This window comes from Shewanella algicola (assembly GCF_014648035.1).
Lineage (GTDB): Bacteria > Pseudomonadota > Gammaproteobacteria > Enterobacterales > Shewanellaceae > Shewanella > Shewanella algicola.
The window spans coordinates 43,076-67,352 of the sequence record NZ_BMQI01000020.1; the positions used below are offsets into that span (position 1 = coordinate 43,076).

Here is a 24,277-nt window from a genome sequence, read left to right on the forward strand (position 1 = left end):
TTAGTTAGCTCCTTTGGTGATGCTTTTAGGAGCAAACAGCGTCGGCCATTGTTGCTGTAATACAATAAGTAAACTGATAAGCAAAGACATTAACAAAGGCCAGTAAAATAATTCACTTTTAGGGCGATAACTTAGCTGGTCCCGACTGACGGGTTCAAGCTTATCGATTTGTTGATAAATGCTGTCTAATTCTTCAGTGTTGCGCGCTCTAAAGTAATAGCCATTAGTCATCTCTGCCAGTTTTTTCAATTGAGCTTCGTCTAAATCCATTGACGGATTAACGCGTTCTTTACCAAATATTGTGCGGCGTTCAAATACTTCAGCCCCAACACCTATGGTGTAAATGGTGATGTTACGTTTAGCAGCGATTTGCGCAGCCACTTCTGGTTCAATACTGCCGGCATTGTTTGAACCGTCAGTTAATAAAATTAATACACGGTTACTCTCGTCCACTTGATCGAAGCGTTTTACCGCCAGTGCAATTGCCTCGCCAATGGCGGTTTGTTTGCCCACGAGACCAATTTGTGCGTCCGCTAAAAACGTGGCTACAGAACGGCGGTCTTGGGTTAAAGGGGCCTGCAGATAGGCGTGGTCGGCAAACAAAATCAGCCCAAGCCTGTCGCCATTTCGGCGTTCAATAAAGTTGCTAAGTACATGTTGAATGAGAGTGAAACGATTGACTGTTTGCCCATTTATCACCATGTCTTCAATTTGCATACTGCCGGATAAGTCAACGGCCATCATTAAGTCGCGACCTTTAGAGGGCAGCTCAATAGGCTCACCTAACCATTGGGGTCTGGCTATGGCGATTAATAAAAAGGTCCACATTAACCAATAACGTTTTCGGCTTTGTTTGTTTTTACGGGTATGCATTACCGTCGTCGCTGTAGCTATACCCGGAATTTGTAAGTGTCCACCTACATCGCTGGTTTTGGTTTGTTTAATTAACAGCGGTAAAGGCAGTAATAACAATAACCATGGCCAATATAAAGCTAACATTAGGCCTCCTGCGCTTTGGTGGTGATTAATGTGTGGTCGCTAAAGGCTTGTGTGTTGGTTAACCAAGCCTTAGCTAGCAATAATAATTGCTGTTTATCTTGAATGCTTAATCCGCTGGCCTGGTGGCGCTTAACCAACAACTCACCCATTTGTTGTTGATATTTTTTGGGCAAGCGCGTATCTAACCAATCAAACCAAGGCTGACCATTTAATTTAGCCAGGTGTTGCCGCGGCAGGTAAGTCATTGCGGTGCGCTTAAGTAAACTATTTACGTTTGCAGCAAAATCATCATCATTGATGTCGTATTGATTTAGCATCGCAAGCGCCATTCTTCTTGGTGCATGCAGTTGATATTTTTTATACAGTTTAAAACTAAACCAAGCCAGTAAGGTGATTATTAGCGCAGCGATAATCCAATAACCCGGTGCAATGGGCATCGCACTGATGGGGTCGGGCAATTTGATGTCTTGTAGTTGTGCTAATGGTCCAGCATTAACATCGTTTGTGATTGGCGGCATTGGCGAATTTGAGGTTGTCATTTAACGTAAAATATCCAATTGGGCACTAAGTGGTTTTGCGGCATCAATTAATCTTGGCTGCACTTTAATTAAATTCATTAAGTTAATAAATTGCTGTTGTTGTGATTGCTGATTGGCTAACCATGCATCATAACTTTGGCGCGTTAACGTCAGTTGTTGTTGGCCATCTCGTACCGGTAGTGTGAATTGCTTCGGTAAGGTTAAGGTGCCTTGCTTAAGAGGGTCGGTGATCACAAAGGCGCCGATATCACAATGGCGTGACAACTCTGTAAGCGGGGCTAAACACTGTTGATTAATGTGTTGACCGTCACTAATAATCCAAATCAATGAACCTGGTTTAGCAATGCGTTGTAATCGCTGACAAGCTTTAAACATATGGTCAGGGGCTGACACAAGCTGATTAATTTTGCTTAACTGTTGTTGATGAACGTCAATTAACCCGGAGGTTAACTGTAAAATCCCTTGACGGCGGCTGCGAGGTTTAAGCTCTAAATGAGTAGACTCACTGGCGATGAGCGCGCCTAGGCGGTCGCCATGATTGATTGCATTCCAGCCTAGCGTGGTAGCTAAGTGGGCAATTTGTACTGATTGCAATAACAATTGCGAGCCAAAATAAGCGCTGTGGCTCAAGTCAATAAGTAGCAGAATAGGGCGTTCGCGCTCTTCGACAAACAATTTTGTGTGTGCCACTCCGGTACGCGCCGTTACTCGCCAGTCAATGGTACGTACGTCATCACCATTTTGGTAGTGACGCACCTCAGCAAACTCCATGCCGCGACCTTTAATTAGGCTACTACGATGACCCGATAAAGCCGCTTTTGCGCGAGATTGCCGGTCAGGTATCGCCCTCGACAAGCTTTGACACGCAATAAGTTCTTGTTCGGTTAAATTCACACCATCGCTGTAGAGTGGCAGTGACTGAGTATCGTGCATCATAGCGTTATCATACTTACTAATATCAACATGCAACTGCGCCTTTAAGGTACGGCAACTTGGCTAAGAATATGGTCTATAACCTGATCGGCGGTGACACCTTCTGCTTGTGCTTGATAGCTCAATAACAGTCGATGACGAAGCACATTAGGCGCAACAGCTTGGATATCTTCAGGTGACACAAAATCGCGTTCATATAACCATGCACGGGCACGCGCACAACGTTCTAATGAAATGGTTGCACGTGGGCTAACGCCATACTCTAACCATTTTGCAAGTTCGCTACTATAACGAACAGGCTGGCGAGTGGCCATAACGATTTCGACGATGTATTTTTCAAGTGGGTCGGCTAGGTAAATTTCTAACGCTTGATCACGAGCGGCAAATACATCTGCTTGGGCTACGGGGTCAATAGTTGGCAGTTGATGTGTTTGGGCTTCTTTTCGTGATTGGCGTAAAATTTCGCATTCAGTTTCTGCACTGGGGTAATCCAGATTTAAGTGCATTAAAAAACGGTCTAACTGCGCTTCGGGTAGCGGGTAAGTCCCTTCGTTTTCTAATGGGTTTTGTGTCGCCATCACTAAAAAAAGTTCAGGTAGTTGATAGCTGTTTTTACCCACAGTGACCTGGCCTTCTGCCATTGCTTCTAATAATGCAGATTGTACTTTAGCTGGGGCTCGGTTGATTTCGTCAGCCAAAATAAGGTTGTGGAAAATTGGCCCTGCTTCAAATTCAAATGTCCCGGTTTGCTGACGGTATATATCAGTTCCGGTTAAATCGGCAGGCAACAAATCTGGCGTAAATTGGATGCGATGAAACTCGCCTTCGACACCATCACAAAGTGCTTTTACAGCACGGGTTTTGGCTAAGCCTGGTGGGCCTTCAACTAATAAGTGTCCATTGGCGATAAGTGCAATTAATAGGTTTTCGGTTAATACGGGTTGACCTAATACAACAGTATCTAAATAGGCGCGCAGTGAGTGGAAACGACTTAACGGCATAGCTGTACTCAATTTATTTAGTTGGCATTGGGGTTATTGAAGCCTATGTTATGAATTCTATGGGTTTTTGGCTAGTAGGATTAACATATTTTAACTATTAATGAATCAGATAGTTGTAAACGCCTGTTTAAAACTATTCAATAAAAAGTTAGAATCAGATCACACTTTGATGGTCTGACCAGATAATCTGGCCAAAATAGAATACTTATCGGCTCTGCCTTGATGAGCTAACAATAATAGAAGGGTGACATATGAGTGATAGACAACAGGTAACGAATGCCCGGGGCGATCGTATTGCGATTGTGGCTGGTTTACGAACCCCATTTGCGAAACAAGCAACGGCTTTTCATGGCGTGAATGCGTTGGATATGGGCAAAATGGTGGTCAATGAGTTGCTGTCTCGCTCTGAAATCGATCCTAAATTAATTGAACAACTTGTATTTGGTAAAGTGGTACAAATGACAGCCGCACCTAATATCGCGCGTGAAATTGTGTTAGGAACTGGAATGGACGTCAATACAGATGCTTATTCTGTCACTCGAGCTTGTGCTACTAGCTTCCAGTCTACTGTTAATGTCGCTGAGTCAATTATGACCGGTAATATTGAAATCGGTTTAGCGGGTGGTTCAGATTCGTCTTCAGTATTACCCATTGGAGTCTCGAGAAAACTAGCTCATGCTTTAGTCGATTTAAATAAAGCCCGTACCTTTAAAGATAAATTTGCGATTGCACGACGTTTAGGTTTAAAAGATTTATTGCCTGTACCGCCAGCCGTTGCAGAATACTCGACGGGTTTGTCTATGGGACAAACTGCTGAGCAGATGGCGAAGACTTATCATATTAGCCGTGCAGATCAAGATGCATTGGCCCATCGCTCACATTCTTTGGCAACAGAAGCTTGGAATGCTGGTTTCTTTCACGATGAAGTAATGACAGCCCATATTCCACCTTACAAACAGTTTATCGAACGTGATAATAATATTCGTGAAAACTCGGTGCTTGAGTCTTATGCCAAATTACGTCCTGCCTTTGACCGTAAACACGGTACGGTAACCGCAGCCAACAGTACGCCGTTAACTGATGGTGCATCGGCGATTATTTTAATGAGCGAAAGCCGTGCTAAGGCATTAGGTTATCAACCTATTGGTTACATTAAGAGTTATGCCTTTACCGCCATTGATGTGTGGCAAGACATGTTGATGGGGCCTTCTTATGCGACTCCGTTAGCTCTTAAGCGCGCCGGTATGGAGTTAGAAGATTTAACTCTAATTGAAATGCATGAAGCATTTGCAGCGCAAACATTAGCGAACATGCAAATGTTTGGTTCGAAAAAGTTTGCTGAAGAAAAGCTGGGCCGTAGCCGCGCGATTGGTGAAATTGATATGAGCAAGTTTAACGTGCTAGGTGGTTCGTTAGCTTATGGTCACCCATTTGCGGCAACGGGGACGCGTTTAATTACCCAGGTATGTCGTGAACTTAAGCGTCGTGGCGGTGGTACAGGTTTGGCAACAGCATGCGCTGCTGGTGGTTTAGGCGCAGCAATGATTTTAGAGGTGGAGTAATGAGCATGGAAAAGACATTTAATTTAGCTCGTCGTGATGATGGTATTGCCATTTTAACTATGGACGTTCCTGGTGAAGCCATGAACACCTTAAAAGAACAATTTGGACCTGAAATCACTGAGATCCTTGCTGAAATCAAAGCTGACAGCAGCATTAAAGGTTTGGTGGTGACTTCTGGTAAGGCGGACTCGTTTGTTGCTGGCGCCGATATTACCATGTTGGCAGCATGCAAGAGCGAAGCAGATGCAAAAACGCTGTCTCAACAAGGACATGTGGTATTTTCTGAACTTGAAGACTTGTCTATCCCTGTTGTCGCGGCGATTAATGGTGCGTGCTTAGGTGGCGGGTTAGAGTTAGCATTGGCATGTCATTTACGAGTATGTAGTGACGATAAAAAAACCATGCTTGGTGTGCCAGAAGTACAACTAGGTTTATTGCCTGGTAGTGGTGGTACACAACGCCTGCCTCGCTTGGTTGGGATTGCTGCTGCACTGGATATGATGCTGACAGGTAAGCAAATTCGCCCTAAGCAAGCCTTAAAAATGGGCTTGGTAAATGATGTTGTACCCAATTCAATTTTAGTTGAAACCGCAGTAGAGTTAGCTAAAAAAGGCAAACAAGCGGCTAAGCCAGTAAAACAATCTAAAATTAATCAATTTTTAGAGTCTAGCTCATTTACCCGCGATATTATGTTTGACCAGGCTCGTAAGCAGGTCATGAAGAAAACCCAAGGTAATTACCCTGCACCAGCTAAGATTATTGACTGTGTTCGTCAAGGTATGAACAAAGGGATGATTAAAGGGCTTGAAGTTGAAGCTACTCACTTTGCTAACCTAGTGATGTCCAAAGAATCTGCTGCACTACGTAGCTTGTTTTTTGCTACCACAGAAATGAAAAAAGAAACTGGCGCTGAAGGGGCTTCACCACGCAAGGTGAAAAAAGTGATGGTATTAGGCGGCGGTTTAATGGGCGGCGGTATTGCCTCTGTTACAACAACCAAAGCGAAAATTCCTGCCCGCGTTAAAGATATTTCAGAGCAAGGCTTAAGCAACGCATTATCGTACGCTTATAAGTTGTTAGATAAAGGTGTTAAGCGTCGTCATATGACGCCAGCGGCACGTGACAATATTATGTCGCTAATGACGACAACCACTGAATACACCGGCATTAAAGATGCTGATATTGTCGTTGAAGCGGTATTTGAAGATTTAGCGCTTAAGCATCAAATGGTGAAAGATGTAGAGCGTGAATGCGGCGAAAACACCATTTTTGCTTCAAATACTTCATCGCTGCCTATTAGTCAAATTGCTGCAGCGGCCAGTCGTCCTGAAAATGTGATTGGTTTGCATTACTTCTCTCCGGTAGAAAAAATGCCGTTAGTGGAAGTCATTGCCCATAAAACCACGTCACCAGAAACCATTGCAACGACAGTAGCCTTTGCCCGCAAGCAAGGTAAAACACCGATTGTTGTTCAAGACGGTGCAGGTTTTTATGTAAACCGTATTTTAGCTTTGTACATGAACGAAGCTGCTCAGTTGTTATTAGAAGGTCAACGTATTGAGCATTTAGATCGTGCATTGGTTAAATTTGGTTTCCCTGTCGGTCCGATGACCTTGCTTGACGAAGTGGGCATAGACGTTGGCGCTAAGATTTCGCCTATTTTAGAGAAAGAGCTTGGTGAGCGATTTAGCGCTCCAGCCGCATTTGATAAGTTATTGGCTGATAATCGTAAAGGACGTAAAAATGGTAAAGGGTTCTATCAATATGGACCTAAAGCCAAAAAAGATAAATTAGTCGATGAGTCAGTTTACAAAGTGCTCGACATTTTAATTGCCTCAGATAAAGAAGCAAAAGATGTCGCAGAGCGCTGTACTGTCCAAATGTTAAACGAAGCGGTTCGTTGTCTTGAAGAGGACATTATTGCTTCTGCAAGAGATGGCGACATAGGGGCGATATTTGGTATTGGTTTCCCACCATTCTTAGGCGGGCCTTTCCGTTATATTGACACCCTGGGGGCTAAGAACTTAGTTGATACATTACATGGATATCAATCTTTATACGGTGAGCGTTTTGCGCCGTGTGATACCTTGGTGAAAATGGCCAGCGATGGTAGCCAGTTTTATAATAGCTAATTGGTGATTGTTGTTCATCAAAACCGCTCACTTTGAGCGGTTTTTTATTGTCTATGATTTTGACTATTTACCACACGACAATACTGTGCATAAAAAAGCGGCAAGTTGTTGCCGCTTTGTGGTTATCGTACGGCATTTATTTGCCTGAATTTTAATCGAACTAAACCTGCGTTTAAGGTATAGTACGCACTCTTTAGTTGTGTAGATCATATTTGCAGGCTAAATCAGAATTGAATGACACAGGGACTTTAGTGCTAAATAACTGAGCACATTATAGCTTTAGTATTACGACACAGTATGGATGAGCTTTCGGTACAGTTGGGGTAAGTAGTATGCAGTTAAGTTGGTTGGTGATTCTTGTGTTATCGAGTGCAAGTAGTTGTGTGGCATTTGCCTTTGCTGCTTATAAGCAAGGGTTAGCGGTTAAAAGGTGGGGGTGCCTAGCACTGATACTGGGGCCGCTTACTTATCCGTTGTTCAGTGCCCATAAGCACCTTGCTGACGTGAAGTTGGCTCGATATGGTGGTTACCGGATAAAGTGTTAGCAAGTTTAGTGACAATGAGTTTAGTGGTAATGAGTTTAGTAGAACAGACACAACAAAAAAGGAGCCTAGGCTCCTTTTTTGGTATTGAGAAGTTTATTTCCACCAAGCTTTAGCTTGAATAACTTCTAAATGGTTCAACCCTTCAGGCAGTTTCACCTTTTTTCGAGCGGGTTTAGCTAAACCTAGGGCGATTTTTAGAGAAGTAAACATCATATTCTCCTTAAGCAGTTTGAGTGTCTAGGACTTTAAGGCCAGGGATTTTAGCCGTTTGTGACTCAAGAACTCGTACACCAGGGATTCGTGCGGTTTGGGTGTCTAGGACTTTAACCCCAGGGACTCTAGCCGTTTGTGACTCCAGAACTCGTACACCAGGGATTCGTGCGGTTTGGGCGTCTAGGACTTTAACCCCAGGGACTCTGGCCGTTTGTGACTCGAGAACTCGTACACCAGGGACTTTAGCTGTTTGTGACTCCAGAACTCGTACACCAGGGATTCGTGCGGTTTGGGCGTCTAGGACTTTAACCCCAGGGACTCTGGCCGTTTGTGACTCGAGAACTCGTACACCAGGGATTCGTGCGGTTTGTGCGTCTAGGACTTTAACCCCAGAGACTCTAGCTGTTTGTGACTCCAGAACTCGTACACCAGGGATTCGTGCGGTTTGCGCGTCTAGGACTTTAACCCCAGGGACTCTGGCTGTTTCTGATGTTTGAGTGTTATTTATCACTCCGTTAGATAACGCCGATAACACTGCTAATGTAATTATTCCTTTAATCATTTTTCATTCTCTCTTATTTATTATTCAAGCTCAGGGTTAATATCAATATTATTTTGACTACTGAGCATGAATTAGCATTTAACATGCCAAAAGTAAGAGAGAATGATTTATTTTTTCATTAGCGTTTGCGCTAAAGGCTCATGTTTAAGTTTATCGGCTGCTAGCATGAGTTCAAAATCGGTTTCTTTAATTGGTTTGCTGTAAATATACCCTTGAATTTCTTCGCAATTTAGCGCTTTTAAGATGTTGAGTTGTGCTGTCTGCTCAACACCTTCGCCAACAACAGATAGCCCCATATTGTGAGCTATGGTGATAATGGAGTCGACCATTTTAAGGTCGCGATCCGATTTATCGATATCGTCAACAAAAGTCTTGTCAATTTTTAAACAATGAATTGGGAAGCGTTTTAAATACGATAATGACGAGTAACCAGTACCAAAATCGTCAAGTGCCAAGCTTACTCCCATTTTGGCGAGTTGCTGCATCACCTTAATGGCTTGTTCTGGGTTTTTGATTACAGTGCCTTCAGTGATTTCTAACTCTAAATGTTTCGCTGGCAGTTTTGTCAGTCGTAAAATTGACTCTATGCGCTGTTGTAAATCAACTAATGCAAATTGTTTTGACGATAAATTGACAGCCACTCGACCATCAAATAATCCTGACTCTAACCATTTTTGCGCTGCGAAACAGGCTTTGCGTAATACCACATCACCAATTTCGATGATCAGGCCGTTTTCTTCAGCTAATGGAATAAACTCATTAGGGCCAATTAACCCCAGTTTAGGGTGATTTAAGCGCACCAGCGCTTCCATACCGGCTAAACGCTCTCTTTTTACATCGACTTTAGGCTGGTAATACACCTCAAACAAATCGTCTTTTAAGGCTTCTCTTATGAGGTTTTCAATTTCAAGTTGGCGTAACGCATTTTGGTTTAATGACTCTGAATAGAATTGATAACGGCTACCACCCGCGGACTTCGCATGGTACATGGCAATGTCAGCTTTACGCAGTAACGCCTGTTCATTTTGTTCATCTTCGGGATACAGCACAATCCCAATACTGATCCCTAAGACCAGTGATTCATTATTGATATTAAATGCTGGTTTTAAACAATTGATGACTTTTGTTGCTATCGCTGCGCAATTACCAATGTCTGGAAACTGGTCAACAAGCAATGCAAATTCATCGCCGCCTAATCGGTATAAGCTGGCATGTTCAGGTATTGCGAGTTTGATCCGCTCTGCAACTCCAATCAATAAGTCATCGCCAATTTGATGGCCTAATGAATCATTAATCCGTTTGAAGTTATCTAGGTCGAGCACCATGAGGGTATGATGAATGTCTTTTTTTACCAGGTTACTTAAAGTGACTTGTAAGCTTGAGCGATTAGGTAAGCCTGTTAATAAATCATTGTTGGTCAGCTTTCTGAGCTCTTCTTCTTGTTGTTTACGGCGAGTAATATCCGAAAATATCCCAACATAATGACTTGTTTCGCCTTGTTCGTTGTAAATCGCATCAATGGTGAGTTCCATTAAGAAAAAATCATCCGTGCCTCTGCTGGCTTCTACTTCACCGCTCCAGCTACCTTGTTGTTTTAAAATCGTCCTAATTTGTTCTGAATAACTTTCAGGGTAACGACTAAAGCTGAGTGTTTCACTGAGATACTTTTCATGGGTTGATGCCGTGAGTTCACAGCAAGCTTCGTTGACTTCAACAAATTGGTATTTTTCGTTTAAAATGAACATGCCTTCAGAAATGTTCTCAATTGCGCGAGCAAACAAACGTAATTGTTCTTCAGCTTGTTTAATATTATTAATATCTTTGATCGTGCCGGTCATACGTAAAGGTTGATCTTTTTGATCTCGCTCAACAATTTTTGCCCGGTCTAAAATCCAGATCCATTGTTGGTTGCGTGCTTTAACGCGATAAGCAATTTCAAAGTGGTCAGTGATGGAGTTAAAATGATCATTAAGCGCTTTTGCTACACGTTCTCTATCTAAGGGGTGAATGTTGCTCTCTTCATCAGGGTTACCTGAACGGCGGCCGTCTTGAGGAAAATCTAATGATCCCCATATGTTAGAGCGATAAATTTTACCGCTTTCAATATCCCAGTCCCACATTTCATCGCCACTGCCCCACAAGGATAATTTTAACCGTTCTTCACTCAAGGCGATTTGTTTTTGTGTTTGCCGGCGTTTGTTTATAGCCCTGATCGTCAGCAATATAATAATGATTACAAACGTAGTATATATACCTAAGGCTAAATTAGATAACCACCATGGTGGTGTGATTATCACTTTAATACTTCTTACATCGGTTTTTTTCTTTGTAAATTTATGTTCAGCATATAACCTAAATGTATACTCACCAGCAGAAAGGTTCGTATAGGTAACTGTATTACTTCCATTTGTTGATAACCAGTCCTTCTCTAAATCTTCCAAATAATAGAAATATTCGAAGTCCGTGCTTTTTTCGCCTAAAACATTGAACTTAAATGAAAATGGATACTCTGAATACTTTAGTGATATTGACTTTGTGAGGTTTATTGGTCTTTCAAGTTTCTCACTTCCAGTTTTTACCGGTGTATTAAATAATAAAAATTCTTCAATGTTAATTTTTTTTGATTTTTCACTTTCAATATTCAACGTTAAAAGTTTTGGGTCTAATAATAATAAGCCTTCTGTACTTCCTAGTAATACTTTGTCATTAAGTTTTAGAGCTGATTGGGTATTGTAATCATTAAAAGAACCATCACTAGTGTTTAATGTATAGTTTTTGTTTTTCTCAGTGTCAATGATTATCACTTCTCTATTTGATGCTATAGTTATAGTGTTACCTATGTTGGTCATCGAGTAGATTATCTTTTTTCTTTTTAATATATTTGTTATCTTATTTTTTTCTAATAAATAAACAGAGTTCCTTGTTCCAAAATAAACTTTGTTATTGTTTTTGGTGATGCTAAATACAAAATCGTCATTGAATATTTTTTCTAGATTTGAGTTCTCATATTTTAATAAACCATTTTGAGATGCGATTAATAGTATTTTTCCATCTAAAAGTGTATCGTAAATTGGGTAACCGGTTCCAGTATCTATTTTAGATATTAAAGACCCATCAGGATCTAGTTTGTATACTACTCCGTCAAATGTAGATGCAAAAATCATTCTATCAAAAATATTAATGCTAAATATTATATCATTTAGTATCTTTTTCTCATTTTTTGTTATGTTATCTTTAATAATCAAGCCATCAGATGTGCCTATAAAAATTTTATCTTCAATCTTCGCTAGTGTCTTTGGGCCAGGTGTGAATTTATTGTTTTTTTCCGAAATAGATTTGGTATCAAAATTGTATGACTTTAATCTTTCCGTATTATCTGCAATTAGTAATTCATCGTCTAATTTAATCATAGACCAAATGTTTGACTCTGGTATGTTTAGTCTTCTTAGTTGGTTTATTCTTCTTGATATATCAAAAAAACCGTCTACAAAGTTAGATAAGTATATATGATTAAAGCTTCTTGATATTAGTGTGTTATTTAATCTTTCTTCGCTTATATTTAGCGAGCCAATTTTAGTTAAGTTTAATCTTCCATTATTATATGAGATGTTGAATAAGTTGTTTCTTATTATTCCTAATTCACTATTTTTTTCTTCTTCCTGTAAACTAAATGTTTTTATTATCACATCTGATATCAGCTCGGCTTTATTAGTTATTAAATAAACCCCACTTTTAGTTGCTGCTATTACTTCATTGTTCAGTAATGTTATGTCATTTGAGTCATTAATTAATTTTTTTTCTGTGTTTTGATTTATTTTGTAAACATCCCCGTCATAATTTCTTAAAAAAAACTGGTCAGATAATTTGATAATTTTTTTTACTTCATTATAGTTTTTTGATTCAGAATCTAACGTTGCTTTGTTTTCTAAATAATTGTAAGCAATAACTCTATTTTTTAATCCTATTAAAATTTCATCCCCATTTTTTGATAGAGACCATATCGCTTTCTCTCCAACAAGATCTGATATTTCATTTTTGAAAAAGGTTCCATTGCTAGGGTTGTATAATATTAACCCTTTATCAGTTCCTATAAGTAAATCACCATTATCAATATTTAGGAAATTTCGAATAAATGAGCTTGGTAATGACTTATTATCATCTCCAGCATAGAATTGTTTAAATTCATTACCGTCGAAACGATTTAGACCGTTGATGGTACCAACCCAAACGTAACCTTGCACATCTTCAGTTATAGCTGTGACAGTATCCTGAGATAAGCCGTTAGCAACGGTGTAATTAGTATGGTTGAGTAGAAAATCAAAGTTGGATTCTGTGTTTCCCATTTCTATGGCTATAGCAAAAGGGCTGATAAAAAAACAAACACAGATAAACAGTAAAATTTTAGGCATAATTGTTATACTTATTCTCGTTCGATGCCGCAAAGAAGTTGATGAATTGTCTACTTTTTCAGAAACCTGCGAGTTTGTCAAAAGCATGTTAACAAAAAAGAAGTGATTGATAGATTAATGTGCAAACATTCTAATAATTTCATTAAAGAGTTACTTTTTTATCAGCAACTTATGTAGTACTAAAGTTTTATATGGTATCGGGTTCCGTTTATGCTTTTTTTGACAGTGTTTTAGTGGCTGCATGATAAATAGTGATGCAACCACTCAATGGTTATCTTAGAACTGAAATTTGTTAGCTTGTTGCTTAAATGCTTTTAAATCGACGATCATGTTATCAGATCTCAAGCTTGCTTGGCTGTGATGTTGTTCACCACAACTGAATAATACTAAGCGGTCACAGTCTCGACTGCGCATGTGGGCCACCATAAATTTAATTAAGTCTGCTCGAGTTAACTTCATGACTTCTGCAACAACGGTTTCACGTTGGTTAAATTGATAATCTCGGTTTCCTAAGCTTACCCAGTAACGTTGGCTGCGCGTTTTTAAATTGGTGTCATTTTCCATTATTTGGCTAATCATGCCTTGCTTGGTACTTTCCCACTGCTCATTGGTGATTTGCATAACGGCATAGTTAAAGTCAGCGATAAACTCATCAATGGCTTCTAGGAGCTGCCTAGGTCCAGTTGTAGGGGATTGCACATAAAAGATAATCCCAGGGTGTCGATTTAGCGGTAAATAACCCGTGCCAACCATATAGCCGAGTTGTTGCTTAGTGCGTAACTCGTGAAAGAAGGTTGAAGACATTGTGTGGTTTAACAAGCTAAACAGTGCCATGCGTTCTGGTGTGGCCGCTCGTGATTGGTAATAAACAATGATGGCACTGTCTTGATGGGCAATGCTTTTTTCGCGCAGTAGTGAGCCTCTTTTATCTAAATTGACTAACTCTCTTGAGGATTCTGCGCTTGGCTTGGTTACCAGCGACAGTAAATGTTTTAAGCGTTTACCCAGTTGCTGGGTTTCTTGTTCTAACCAATCACCGTAGACAAGCCCTTCAAGATAAACCTTTTTGTAAAATGCACTTACGTGATTATGTAGATCACTTAGGGTGAGCTCTGCTAACTCTTCTGCCATTCTAGCGGGTTCAAAACTTCTCTTTTGCAGGGTGACCGTTAAGCTAGTAAATAATTGTGAAATAGGTTTTGCTTGAGCAACGTTATTCCAGCTGCGTAAAATTTGCTTTTTAATCATGTTAAAGCGTTGTTCGGTAAAGTTACGTTCGCGCGCTTTATTGATAATTAGTGTTAATAGTTTTTCTTGATTGCCAGTAAATCCTGTGAGGTGCAGGGTTATTCCCCCTTGATGCGGGTAAATGTTGTAATTTAGCCCAGCCACTTCAGCCTGGTAAGTTGGTTCTGTGAGGTAATCGATTAGCATTTCAACGTAAAGTCGGGTTAATGCGGCTTGTCTCGGAGTTGAGCTTGCTTGGTCTGAATCAAGTGACAAGTATAAGTGACCTTTTGGTACATTGAACTCATCATCCTTTTTGTGCCAAATACGGTAACCTTCGCCTTCAGCGACTATCTTGGGTACATCGGTGTTACTTTTGTCTGAGCGAGCTTGAGGATTAGCCACAATAAACGGGTTTTTTTCAGGCAGTTTAAGTGCATGTCGAGTGGTTATCGCAGACCATTTATCCAGTTGATGTGGCTGTAATGATGTGACCTGATAAGGCGTGTCATACCATGCTGCTTGTTTATCTACTTGTGATTCTTTAGCCACTGTCATTAAGCGCATATTGCTCACTGACATCATCGATAATAATTGCATGGTTTCATCTTCATGCATTTCATCCATTCGGTAATCACCATAAATAATATCTTCAATATCATAGTGATGCATGTTTATGCTGAGATGGCTGGCTAAGTCCAAGGTTTTAATTTGCTCCTGGTACCTAAATGCGGTATCTAATAGGCTAGCGCGTTCTTGATAACGCCAAGCGCTAACGCCTTGTTGTTTTATGAGCTCAATATATTCAAATACACAGGTGACTACTTCATCTAACTCAATATAACCTTTATCGGTTAACTGAATACTGATGGAATAATCTTTAAAGTTATAACCATTAACCCCACCGCCAGCAGACAAGTTATTCGCTAAACCTTGCAGTTTCAGATACGACAACAAACTCCCTGGACTCTCATTACCGAGTAAATGGCTGATAAACGTTAGCGGTTTGCGTTTATAAAATTGATCTATCTCGGGCAAAGCAAAACAAATGCTGACTCGTTTTTGATCTTTGAGCGGCACGATTTTAATATGCTTTTGTTGTTGTTCTTTGTTAAGTAAGGCTTCATTGGGATAGTGTTTACTGACATTTCGGTTTTCGATTGTCGAAAAATATTGCGTCACAATGGCTTCTAACTCTGCAATTGAACGCGGCGCGACAACACACAGTGTCATGATGTTTGCGCTGTAGTGTTGTCGATAAAATGCTAAAAGCTCATCACGAATAGCGGCCTGCTTACCTGCTAAAGTGGCTAAATTACCCACAGAGAATTTTGAGAAAGGGTGTTTAGGATTAACGGATTCTTTTTGCACCTGGTAAACCCGGCGAATGTCGTCTTTGAGTTTTAAGCTAAACTCTGACTCAATAGCGTGTCTTTCTCGGTCGACTAATTCTAAATCAAATTTAGGCGCGATAAAAAACTGGCTAAAGCGGTCTAAAGAGCCTTCTAACGCGTCGGCATTGATGCTGTAAAAAAAGTTAGTTTGTTCAGTGCCTGTCCATGCATTGTTGTTACCGCCATGCTGATTGATATAGGCATGGTACTCGCCTGAATCTGGGTATTTATCGGTACCTAAAAACAACATATGTTCAAGAAAATGTGCCATTCCAGGCCGCTCTGCGGGATCGTCAAAATGACCAACGCTGACCGCCATTGAGGCTGCAGCTTGGTTTGATTGCATATCTTCAACCAAAAGCACTCGTAATTGATTGCTTAATACTCGATATTGATATTGGCGATGATCATTTTGGCTTTTATAAACTGCTGGATAATCAGGCAAAAGAAGGCTCCAGAAAACATAACTTGTTATATATTGATCTTCTTATGAGTTTTTAGCAAATAGCGAAGGCATGTTTTATGCTTTTATCGACTAAAGTTTAGCTAATTATCGGCGATACTAGGGTTTGTTGTTGTGCTATTTAGCGCTACAATTGCCGAAGAACGATAATAAAAATATCCAGAGAGAAGTATGCAGTTATTTTTGATGCGACATGGCGAAGCCGGCTTTGATGCGCCGTCTGACCGAGAACGTAAACTAACCGAAACAGGCCGTATACACAGTGGATACATGGCTAACTGGTTAGGTAAACATGTAAATCAACTAGATTTAGTTATCGTGAGCCCATATTTACGTGCTCAGCAAACGTGGCAAGAAGTCAGTAAACACTTACCAGCATCTCGCAAATTAGTTGTACTTGATGATGTTACTCCATCTGGTGATGCCAAAAAGGCAGTAGATGTGGTACTTGCTTATGCTGAACAGTACAAAGCAGACAATGTACTGGTGATTGCACATATGCCTATTTTAGGCTTTATGGTCAGTGAATTAGTAGCTGGTATTGAGCCGCCATTATTTGCGACATCTGCAGTGGCACAAATTGACAAACATATGCATCAATGCAGTTTTGTTGCCATGACAGCTGCTCATCAAGTGATGGCCGCACGCTAGTTATAATAAGTGCAAGGTAAGTCTTTACTTACCTTGCAATCAGCAACAGCCTAATATTTAAATTACCTCTACTACGCTTAACGCCTATGTGGCTGCTCACCAATATCAATTAATACCAATAACGCTGCATCGCCGCCCCATTCTTTAGGTGCTTGATGAAACGCTTTTACCTTAGGGTGTTGCGCTAACCACAAAGGTAATTGCTGCTTTAAAATCCCCGTACCGAAACCGTGCATCACACAACAACAAATACTGCTTTGTTTAACGCAAGCTTGAATCAGTGCTGCCAGCTCAAGTTTGGCTTCAGATTGGCGTAGACCATGTAAATCAAGTAACAAATCGGGCGAATAGTCACCACGTCTTAAGCGTTTTAGCTCAAGCTTATCTGCGCTGTCATTTATCCAACGCATAGGCCCATCGACCGGCAACAGCGGCTGATAAGTGTCCGAAAAATAGCTGTCAACGTGGATTTGACGCTCTTTAAATTCGAATTGTTTTTTAGGTTTGACAGGCTGTTTAAAATGGTGGGTATCTTGCTTGAGAGGTTTGATACCGTCTATCAGTTGGCTAAACAGCAACGTGTCTGAGTCATTTTCGTCTTTCATGGCGGTATTGTATTGAATTCTAGGTCATCTTAATAGACATCAGTTACAATAGCGCAGAACAATTTTTTTAGGAGTGTGTTTTGGATAAGATCTTTGTAGATGAAGCGGTCACTGAGTTACGTACTATAGGTGATATGTTGCGCTGGGCTGTTAGCCGTTTTAATGATGCCAATATTTATTATGGTCACGGTACTGATAATGCTTGGGACGAAGCCATTGCATTGGTTTTTCATGCTTTACACTTACCCGAAGAAATCGGTCAGCAAGTTATTTTAAGTAACTTGACGAGCAGCGAAAAACATAAAATTGTTGAGTTAATCATTCGTCGAGTACGCGAACGTTTACCTGTACCGTATTTAACCAACAAAGCGCGTTTTGCCGGGCTTGAGTTTTATGTTGATGAGCGTGTGTTAGTACCACGTTCACCCATTGCTGAAATGATTAATAACCAGTTTAGTCCATGGTTATACAACAAGCCTGTGCACCGCATTATGGATTTGTGTACGGGTAGCGGTTGTATTGCCATTGCGTGTGCTCATGCATTTGAAGATGCAGAAGTGGATGCGCTTGATATTAGTGAAGATGCATTAGAAGTGGCCCAAATTAACATTGAGTCACTTGATGTGATGGAGCGTGTTTTCCCTATCCAGTCTGATTTATTCTCAGCAATTCCTAAAGGGCCGCATTACGATTTAATCGTTTCAAATCCGCCGTATGTGGATGCTGAAGATATTGGCGACATGCCAGATGAGTATCACCACGAGCCAGCCATTGGTTTAGCCTCGGGCCGCGATGGTTTAGATTTAACCAAGCGCATTTTAGCCAATGCTGCTGATTACTTGACTGAAAATGGGGTGTTAGTGATTGAAGTCGGTAATTCAATGGTACATCTAATTGAACAATTCCCTGATGTGCCATTCACTTGGGTAGATTTTGAATTTGGCGGTGACGGTGTGTTTGTATTAACCCGTGATCAGTTAGTTGAAAATGAATCACTTTTCTCTGTATACAAAGATGTTGAATAATACAGAGCAAGCAACAGGCAGTCGATTGAATCAAATATAGAGGTAGTTAACGCGCATGTCAGGAAACAGTATTGGTCAAAACTTTGTTGTGACAACCTTTGGTGAAAGCCATGGTGTCGCCTTGGGTTGTATTATTGATGGTTGCCCACCAGGGCTCGAATTAACCGTTGAAGATATGCAACATGATTTAGACAGAAGACGTCCAGGCACATCGCGTTACACCACCGCTAGACGTGAAGCCGATGAAGTGAAAATTTTATCGGGTGTGTTTGAAGGTAAAACGACAGGCACCTCGATTGGTCTATTGATTGAAAATACCGATCAACGCAGCCAAGATTATTCAGACATTAAAGACACTTTTCGCCCAGGTCATGCCGATTATACATATCAGCAAAAATATGGCATGCGCGATTACCGTGGTGGTGGTCGTTCATCTGCTCGTGAAACTGCGATGCGTGTTGCTGCGGGCGCAGTGGCTAAAAAATACCTTAAGCAAGTGCATGGTATTGAAATTCATGGCTACCTTGCTCAGCTAGGACCAATTACTGCTGAAACTGTTGATTTAACCCAAATCGAACAAAATGCATTCTTTTTCCCTGATGCGACTAAGTTAGAAGCATTAGATGAATACATGCGTGGTTTACGTAAATCGGGTGACTCGATTGGCGCTAAAATTACCGTGGCTGCCACCGGCGTACCAGTAGGTTTAGGTGAGCCAGTATTTGATCGACTCGATGCTGATATTGCTCATGCGCTTATGGGCATTAATGCCGTTAAAGGTGTTGAAATCGGTGATGGTTTTGGCGTGGTTACCCAAAAAGGCTCTGAAGGTCGCGACTTAATGTCACCAGAGGGTTTTGCCTCTAATCATGCTGGTGGTGTATTAGGTGGAATTTCATCAGGTCAGCCAGTTGTGGCTCATATAGCGTTAAAGCCAACATCAAGTATCAGTGTGCCGGGTCAAAGCATGACAGTGCAGGGTGATACGGTTGATATGATCACTAAAGGTCGACACGATCCTTGTGTGGGCATTCGTGCAGTACCAATTGCTGAAGCCATGTTAGCGATTGTATTAATGGATCATTTATTAAGACACCGCGCGCAAAATCAAGATGTTGTTCGTCATACGCCAGAGATTGGAATGTGTTAATGCCCTCAAGTCACCGCGCTGAACCAGATTTACGCTGGCTCGGCGCCTGCTATTTCTTTTTCTTTTCTATTCTCGGCATCATGGTCCCCTATTTAGGGGTCTTTTTTGATAGCCGAGGCTTCAATGCGCAAGAGATTGGATTTTTGCTGGCCATTTTAATGGCCACGCGCATTGTAGCGCCTAACATTTGGGCGGCAGTAGCAGACCGAACAGGGATGCGCGCCGAGCTGATTAAGCTTGGATCGTTCGCTGCCGCAATAACGTACATTAGCTTTTTCTTTGACGGCAGTTTTTTATACCTTGCTGTTAGTTTGGCCATTTACACCTTTTTTTGGAACTCAATTCTGGCGCAGTTAGAAGTGATTACCTTAGAAACCTTAGGTGACAAAGCTGAGCGTTATGGGGCCATTCGCAGCTGGGGCAGTGTCGGCTATATTGTGTTAGTGATAAGTGGCGGTTTTGCCATTGATTATTGGGGCCCTGAAGTGCTGCCTTATATGGGCATGATATTATTTCTTGGCTTATTTGCCTGTTCATTACCGTTACCGGCTAACCGCAGTGTAGTGGTTAATCGTGCAGACCGACCTAAATTAACATTCGACGCCTCGCTTATTTTGTTTATGTTATCGGCGATGTTGCTGCAGATGAGTGTCGGGCCTTTTTATGGTTTCTTCGTACTCTACTTAAAGCAGTTTGGTTATTCCGAAACCGTTGCTGGCATACTGGTTGCCCTTGGCGTATTTGCCGAAATCATCCTCTTCTTTTATTCATCTCGGTTGATCCGCCGGTATGGAATTCGCGTTTTGCTTGTGGTGAGTATGTTGCTGACGGCCGTTCGCTGGCTGTTGTTGGCTTTTGGCGTTGAGTCTCTTTTACTGTTGATCATCAGCCAAATCCTTCACGCATTTACCTTTGGCTTAGTGCACGCCGCGTCGATTCATTTTATTCATCGGCATTTTAATGTTAGTCATCGCAGTACAGGGCAGGCGTTGTATGCCAGCGTGAGTTTTGGTGTGGGCGGTGCGTTAGGTACCTGGATAAGCGGTATGATTTGGGGCGATGGCAGCCAAACGATGTGGGTGTGGGTCTTTGCCGCTAGCTGTGCGTTTTTATCTATGATTGCGGTAATGATGATCCCCAATATTAATGGTGAAGCCACCGCTAATACAGTACAAGATTAACATCTTAAAAGAGTCGCAAGGAGTTATTGTGAAACGTTTTCGCTTAGGGGTAATCATTAATCCGTTAGCAGGATTAGGTGGCAGTGTTGGATTAAAAGGCTCCGACGGCGTAGCTTTAGAAGCCATTGCTAAAGGCGCAATCCCTAAAGCTCAGCTTCGTATGGAGCAGGCCTTAGCGGTAATATTACCTTTTATTAATAACGTTGACATCATTACCGCTTCGGGCGACATGGGCGCAAATTTATGTCACCAAATGGGCTTTACTACCAATGAAGTCTATTACAGCGAAACGACCACCTCCTTGCAAGATACCCAAAATGCAGTCACGTGTTTACTCGAGCAACAGTTAGATTTATTGCTGTTTGCTGGCGGCGATGGCACCGCGCGCGATATTTATGCTGTTGTTGAAGATAAGTTGCCCGTATTAGGTGTACCTGCTGGCGTTAAGATCCACTCTGGTGTCTATGGTATTACGCCACATGCTTCTGGTCTGGTGGTGAGCATGTTACTGCAAGGTGAGCTTGTCAGTTTAATGTCGGCCGACGTGATGGACATAGATGAAGTTGCCTTTAGACAAGGCACGGTAAGAGCAAAACGATTTGGTGAAATGATAGTCCCAGCAGAGCCGCGATATATTCAAGCGGTGAAAATGGGCGGTAAAGAAGTGGATGAGTTAGTGTTAGCCGACATTGCCGCCGATATTATTGAATCAATGGACGATGAGTTATTCATTATGGGGTCGGGCAGTACCGTTGCCGCTGTGATGGAAGATTTAGGGATAGACAATACTTTACTCGGCGTTGATGTTATTCAAGACAAAACGTTAATTGCTCAAGATGTCAGTGCCAATCAATTACTCGAATTGACTGAGAATTTCTCCCTTGAGAAGGTTAAATTAGTGATCACTCTTATTGGTGGGCAGGGGCACATATTGGGGCGAGGTAATCAGCAATTGTCACCAGAGCTGATAAAACGCATCCCAAAAGACAATATTTTTATCCTAGCCACAAAAACTAAGCTTAAAGCACTTGAAGGTCGACCATTAATTGTGGATAGTGGCGACCCTGAATTAGACAAAGCACTCACAGGCTATTACAAAATAGTCACTGGCTTCCGCGATTACGTAATGTATCAAGTAGCCAACCCAGATTTAGTGGAGAACTAAACCATGTTAGAACAGTACGATGCAGCATTAGAATCTTGGATCGAAGAAAGCGTAAATAACAGTGACGATGATGCATTGTTTGCTTGTGGTTACTTACAAGGTCATATCGCTGTTGTGTTAGCTGAGTTAGAAGTCGAAGCTGAGCAAGATTTAGCCGCTCTCGATCAAAAACTACTAGGCTGCTTAGCATTAGCTGATGAAGAATTAAATGCAGACGATTACGCGTTAGTCGAAGCTGCCTGGCAACAATTGCGTCAACGTATCGTTGCGCAAGCAGCATAAATAGGAATAAAAATCGGCTTTATGGTCAATTCTTTATCACAAGTGACTATTGGTTTAGTCAACCCCAAAACCCCGGTTAACGTTGGCGGCATTATGCGCGCTGCAGGCTGTTATGGTGTCGACAGTGTCTGTTATACCGGCAAGCGTTACGAGCTAGCAGCTAAGTCTGGTGATGCGCAATATGATGTCGACACTAAAGATGCAGCTAAACGTATTCCGTTAGTGGGGGTTGAGTCATTACTTGAAAGCGTGCCTCAAGGTGCAACCATTGTATGTGTTGACTTGGTGGTTGGTGCGACCCCATTACCGTTATTTACTCATCCCAATAATGCATTTTATATCTTCGGCCCAGAAGATGGCACTATTCCGCAGCAATTAATTGATGCCGCGACCGATGTTGTTTATGTGCCGACGGTAGGTTGTATGAATTTAGCGGCATCAGTCAATGTACTACTTTATGATCGCCTTGCTAAAATGACCCAAGTTAAAGCGGATGATGAATTGATAAAACAAAGTCGTGATAATAATAACCGGACTAAAGTGAAGCATTGGTTGAAGTAAGTTCGCTCAATATCATATTTATTCGAAAATGCCGAATGAGAAATCATCCGGCATTTTTTATGCTTGTTAATTTTAATTATCAATACCATTTAGTGTAAATAAGTAATGACTCAGCGAGAGTTTAAAAGTGCTTAAACAAGGCGCATGACTGAATGGATAGTGATTCTCTTTCAAGTCATGCTGGTATCAAGCCTTAATAGATTGAATAAAAGCCTGAAAATAATGTAGTTTAAGCTACCCTTTATTATTTTGTGGAGCTACCTATGTCATTCCTCAGCCGATTATCCCAATGGCTACCGTTTGGACATGTGCCAGAAATGGATGCAAAAACCGTTTTTCAACATCTTGAAAATAACAATATTCAAATTGTCGATGTGCGCACTACGCTGGAGTGGGATAAATCACACATCAAAGGGGCGATTAACCTTCCTATTACTCACTTCTCTGCTGATTCTGTTGAAAAACTTCGGCTAAATGCTGACCAGAAAGTCATCGTTATTTGCCTCTCCGCCCATCGAAGCATTCCGGCCGTTAGAAAACTTAAGCAGTATGGTATTAAAGATGTGTACCAACTTAAAGGTGGAATGTTGAGCTGGTGGAAAGCGAAACTGCCGACATTATCAACTCAAGAAAAATAGAAAAGGTTCATCAATATGACGTTACTCTTTTTACATGGCTCGGGCTGTACCCATGTTGTTTGGCAGCACCAGCAACAGTTTTTTGAACATAGCATTGCTATTGATTACCCCGGTCACCCAGATGGGCAAACACTGACAACTGTAGATGCGTTAACTCAATGGCTGGTAGACTACATTGCGCAGCATCAGTTGGATGAAGTGGTATTAGTTGGGCATTCTCTTGGTAGCGCCGTAGCAATGCAACTCGCTATCTCAGCAAAGGCAAAGATACAATTAAAGGCGTTAGTGCTCATTGGCGCGGGAGCTCGGCTCAAAGTGATGCCTCAACTATTACAATCACTTTCAACATTGATCGAGTCAGCACAGCCTTTTCCAGAGTATTTACTGGCGGCAAATCAAAATATTGCCGAACCTCTACAATCACAAATCAACACTTCAATTATCAAAAATGGCGTTAGTGTTATGCTGACTGATTTCACCATGTGCGATAAATTTGACGTTATTGAACAACTGCCGCAAATTGATGTCCCCACGTTAATTATTGTGGGCGATGCTGATCAAATGACACCGATAAAATATGCCACATTTTTACAGCAGCATATCCCCAACGCGCAAATTGCCATTATAGAAGAGGGCAGTCACATGGTCTTTGCTGAACAACCCGATACGGTAAATCAATGTATTGAAACCTTCCTTAACACACTTGATTAAGCATGAGCTGACATATGTTGAGTTTATTCACGTAGTTGAATGGTATGCGCGGCGCTATTTTTTGAGTATAGGAAGTCGTTGTGGGATCAGGACTTGATAAAAAGAAAGAGCAATGACCTTCGCTTTGGCTTATAAAAAAGGGCTGTTTATAAAATACAGCGGTTTGTGAAAAGCTGGGCCCGACGAGCTACCAACTGCTTTGGTACTAGCCTGATGGTATTAGAGTTTTTATATTTGAATTAGATTGGATATGAAGATTTGAATTGGATATAAGAGTCAATATTTTTCAAAATGGTTGCGGGAGCAGGACTTGATAAAAAAGCTACGAC

At 41.4% G+C, this 24,277-nt stretch carries 20 protein-coding genes; 12 read left to right on the forward strand and 8 right to left on the reverse strand.

From position 1 onward, the window contains the following. The 4 genes from IEY42_RS10410 to IEY42_RS10425 are packed head-to-tail and all read right to left on the reverse strand — an operon-like array spanning position 1 to position 3,472. Entirely contained in the window at positions 1–999 is a 999-nt protein-coding gene (locus tag IEY42_RS10410; RefSeq protein ID WP_188925167.1) for a vWA domain-containing protein, read from the reverse strand. Next, the gene (locus tag IEY42_RS10415) at positions 999–1,538 is read right to left on the reverse strand and encodes a DUF4381 domain-containing protein (RefSeq protein WP_188925168.1); all 540 of its coding nucleotides are present in this window, start codon (positions 1,536–1,538) and stop codon (positions 999–1,001) included. Before IEY42_RS10415 ends, IEY42_RS10410 begins: the two co-directional genes overlap by 1 nt. After that, positions 1,539–2,474 (reverse strand): DUF58 domain-containing protein, encoded by a 936-nt coding sequence (locus IEY42_RS10420; RefSeq protein WP_188925169.1) that lies wholly within the window; start codon positions 2,472–2,474, stop codon positions 1,539–1,541. Between the two features lie 41 nt (positions 2,475–2,515). Continuing rightward, positions 2,516–3,472, reverse strand: a complete 957-nt coding sequence (locus IEY42_RS10425; protein ID WP_188925170.1) for an AAA family ATPase — start codon at positions 3,470–3,472, stop codon at positions 2,516–2,518. Between the two features lie 251 nt (positions 3,473–3,723). Here IEY42_RS10425 and fadI point away from each other — a divergent pair, with 251 nt between their 5' ends. The 3 genes from fadI (at position 3,724) to IEY42_RS10440 (ending at position 7,711) form a co-directional block, all read left to right on the forward strand. Then, entirely contained in the window at positions 3,724–5,034 is a 1,311-nt protein-coding gene (gene fadI / locus IEY42_RS10430; RefSeq protein WP_188925171.1) for an acetyl-CoA C-acyltransferase FadI, read from the forward strand. A 5-nt stretch (positions 5,035–5,039) separates the two neighbouring features. Beyond that, positions 5,040–7,166, forward strand: coding sequence for a fatty acid oxidation complex subunit alpha FadJ (gene fadJ, locus IEY42_RS10435; protein WP_188925172.1), 2,127 nt, complete (start codon positions 5,040–5,042; stop codon positions 7,164–7,166). 332 nt (positions 7,167–7,498) lie between these two features. Further along, positions 7,499–7,711, forward strand: coding sequence for a hypothetical protein (locus IEY42_RS10440; protein ID WP_229780011.1), 213 nt, complete (start codon positions 7,499–7,501; stop codon positions 7,709–7,711). A 220-nt stretch (positions 7,712–7,931) separates the two neighbouring features. Here the strand turns inward: IEY42_RS10440 and IEY42_RS10445 are convergent, their stop codons facing one another. The 3 genes from IEY42_RS10445 to IEY42_RS10455 all read right to left on the reverse strand — a co-directional run bounded on the left by IEY42_RS10445 (position 7,932) and on the right by IEY42_RS10455 (position 15,961). Beyond that, positions 7,932–8,486: a hypothetical protein gene (locus IEY42_RS10445; protein WP_188925173.1), complete on the reverse strand. Its 555-nt coding sequence runs from the start codon at positions 8,484–8,486 to the stop codon at positions 7,932–7,934. Positions 8,487–8,593: 107 nt separating this feature from the next. Continuing rightward, a complete protein-coding gene (locus IEY42_RS10450) occupies positions 8,594–12,895 on the reverse strand; it encodes an EAL domain-containing protein (protein ID WP_188925174.1) in 4,302 nt (1,433 codons plus the stop codon). A 276-nt stretch (positions 12,896–13,171) separates the two neighbouring features. Further along, positions 13,172–15,961, reverse strand: a complete 2,790-nt coding sequence (locus IEY42_RS10455; protein ID WP_188925175.1) for an insulinase family protein — start codon at positions 15,959–15,961, stop codon at positions 13,172–13,174. Between the two features lie 189 nt (positions 15,962–16,150). Here IEY42_RS10455 and sixA point away from each other — a divergent pair, with 189 nt between their 5' ends. Continuing rightward, positions 16,151–16,630 (forward strand): phosphohistidine phosphatase SixA, encoded by a 480-nt coding sequence (sixA, locus tag IEY42_RS10460; protein WP_188925176.1) that lies wholly within the window; start codon positions 16,151–16,153, stop codon positions 16,628–16,630. A gap of 77 nt (positions 16,631–16,707) precedes the next feature. Here the strand turns inward: sixA and smrB are convergent, their stop codons facing one another. After that, entirely contained in the window at positions 16,708–17,235 is a 528-nt protein-coding gene (smrB, locus tag IEY42_RS10465; RefSeq protein ID WP_188925177.1) for an endonuclease SmrB, read from the reverse strand. Between the two features lie 80 nt (positions 17,236–17,315). Between smrB and prmB the strand changes: the two genes are divergently transcribed. From prmB to IEY42_RS10505, 8 genes are all read left to right on the forward strand, one after another. After that, positions 17,316–18,260 (forward strand): 50S ribosomal protein L3 N(5)-glutamine methyltransferase, encoded by a 945-nt coding sequence (gene prmB, locus IEY42_RS10470; protein WP_188925178.1) that lies wholly within the window; start codon positions 17,316–17,318, stop codon positions 18,258–18,260. A gap of 55 nt (positions 18,261–18,315) precedes the next feature. After that, positions 18,316–19,410 carry a chorismate synthase gene (aroC, locus tag IEY42_RS10475; RefSeq protein WP_188925179.1) on the forward strand — a complete coding sequence of 365 codons (1,095 nt, stop codon included), beginning with the start codon at positions 18,316–18,318 and terminating at the stop codon, positions 19,408–19,410. Next, complete coding sequence (locus IEY42_RS10480; RefSeq protein WP_188925180.1) at positions 19,410–20,591, forward strand: MFS transporter; 1,182 nt, start codon at positions 19,410–19,412, stop codon at positions 20,589–20,591. The genes aroC and IEY42_RS10480 overlap by 1 nt, the downstream gene beginning before the upstream one ends. A 28-nt stretch (positions 20,592–20,619) precedes the next feature. Then, positions 20,620–21,756, forward strand: a complete 1,137-nt coding sequence (locus IEY42_RS10485) for an ATP-NAD kinase family protein (protein ID WP_188925181.1) — start codon at positions 20,620–20,622, stop codon at positions 21,754–21,756. A 3-nt stretch (positions 21,757–21,759) separates the two neighbouring features. Beyond that, entirely contained in the window at positions 21,760–22,038 is a 279-nt protein-coding gene (locus IEY42_RS10490; RefSeq protein ID WP_188922506.1) for a YfcL family protein, read from the forward strand. Between the two features lie 21 nt (positions 22,039–22,059). Further along, positions 22,060–22,599 carry an RNA methyltransferase gene (locus IEY42_RS10495; RefSeq protein WP_188925182.1) on the forward strand — a complete coding sequence of 180 codons (540 nt, stop codon included), beginning with the start codon at positions 22,060–22,062 and terminating at the stop codon, positions 22,597–22,599. A gap of 263 nt (positions 22,600–22,862) precedes the next feature. Then, positions 22,863–23,237 (forward strand): rhodanese-like domain-containing protein, encoded by a 375-nt coding sequence (locus IEY42_RS10500; RefSeq protein ID WP_188925183.1) that lies wholly within the window; start codon positions 22,863–22,865, stop codon positions 23,235–23,237. Positions 23,238–23,252: 15 nt separating this feature from the next. Then, complete coding sequence (locus tag IEY42_RS10505) at positions 23,253–23,948, forward strand: alpha/beta fold hydrolase (protein WP_188925184.1); 696 nt, start codon at positions 23,253–23,255, stop codon at positions 23,946–23,948. Positions 23,949–24,277: the final 329 nt, after the last annotated feature.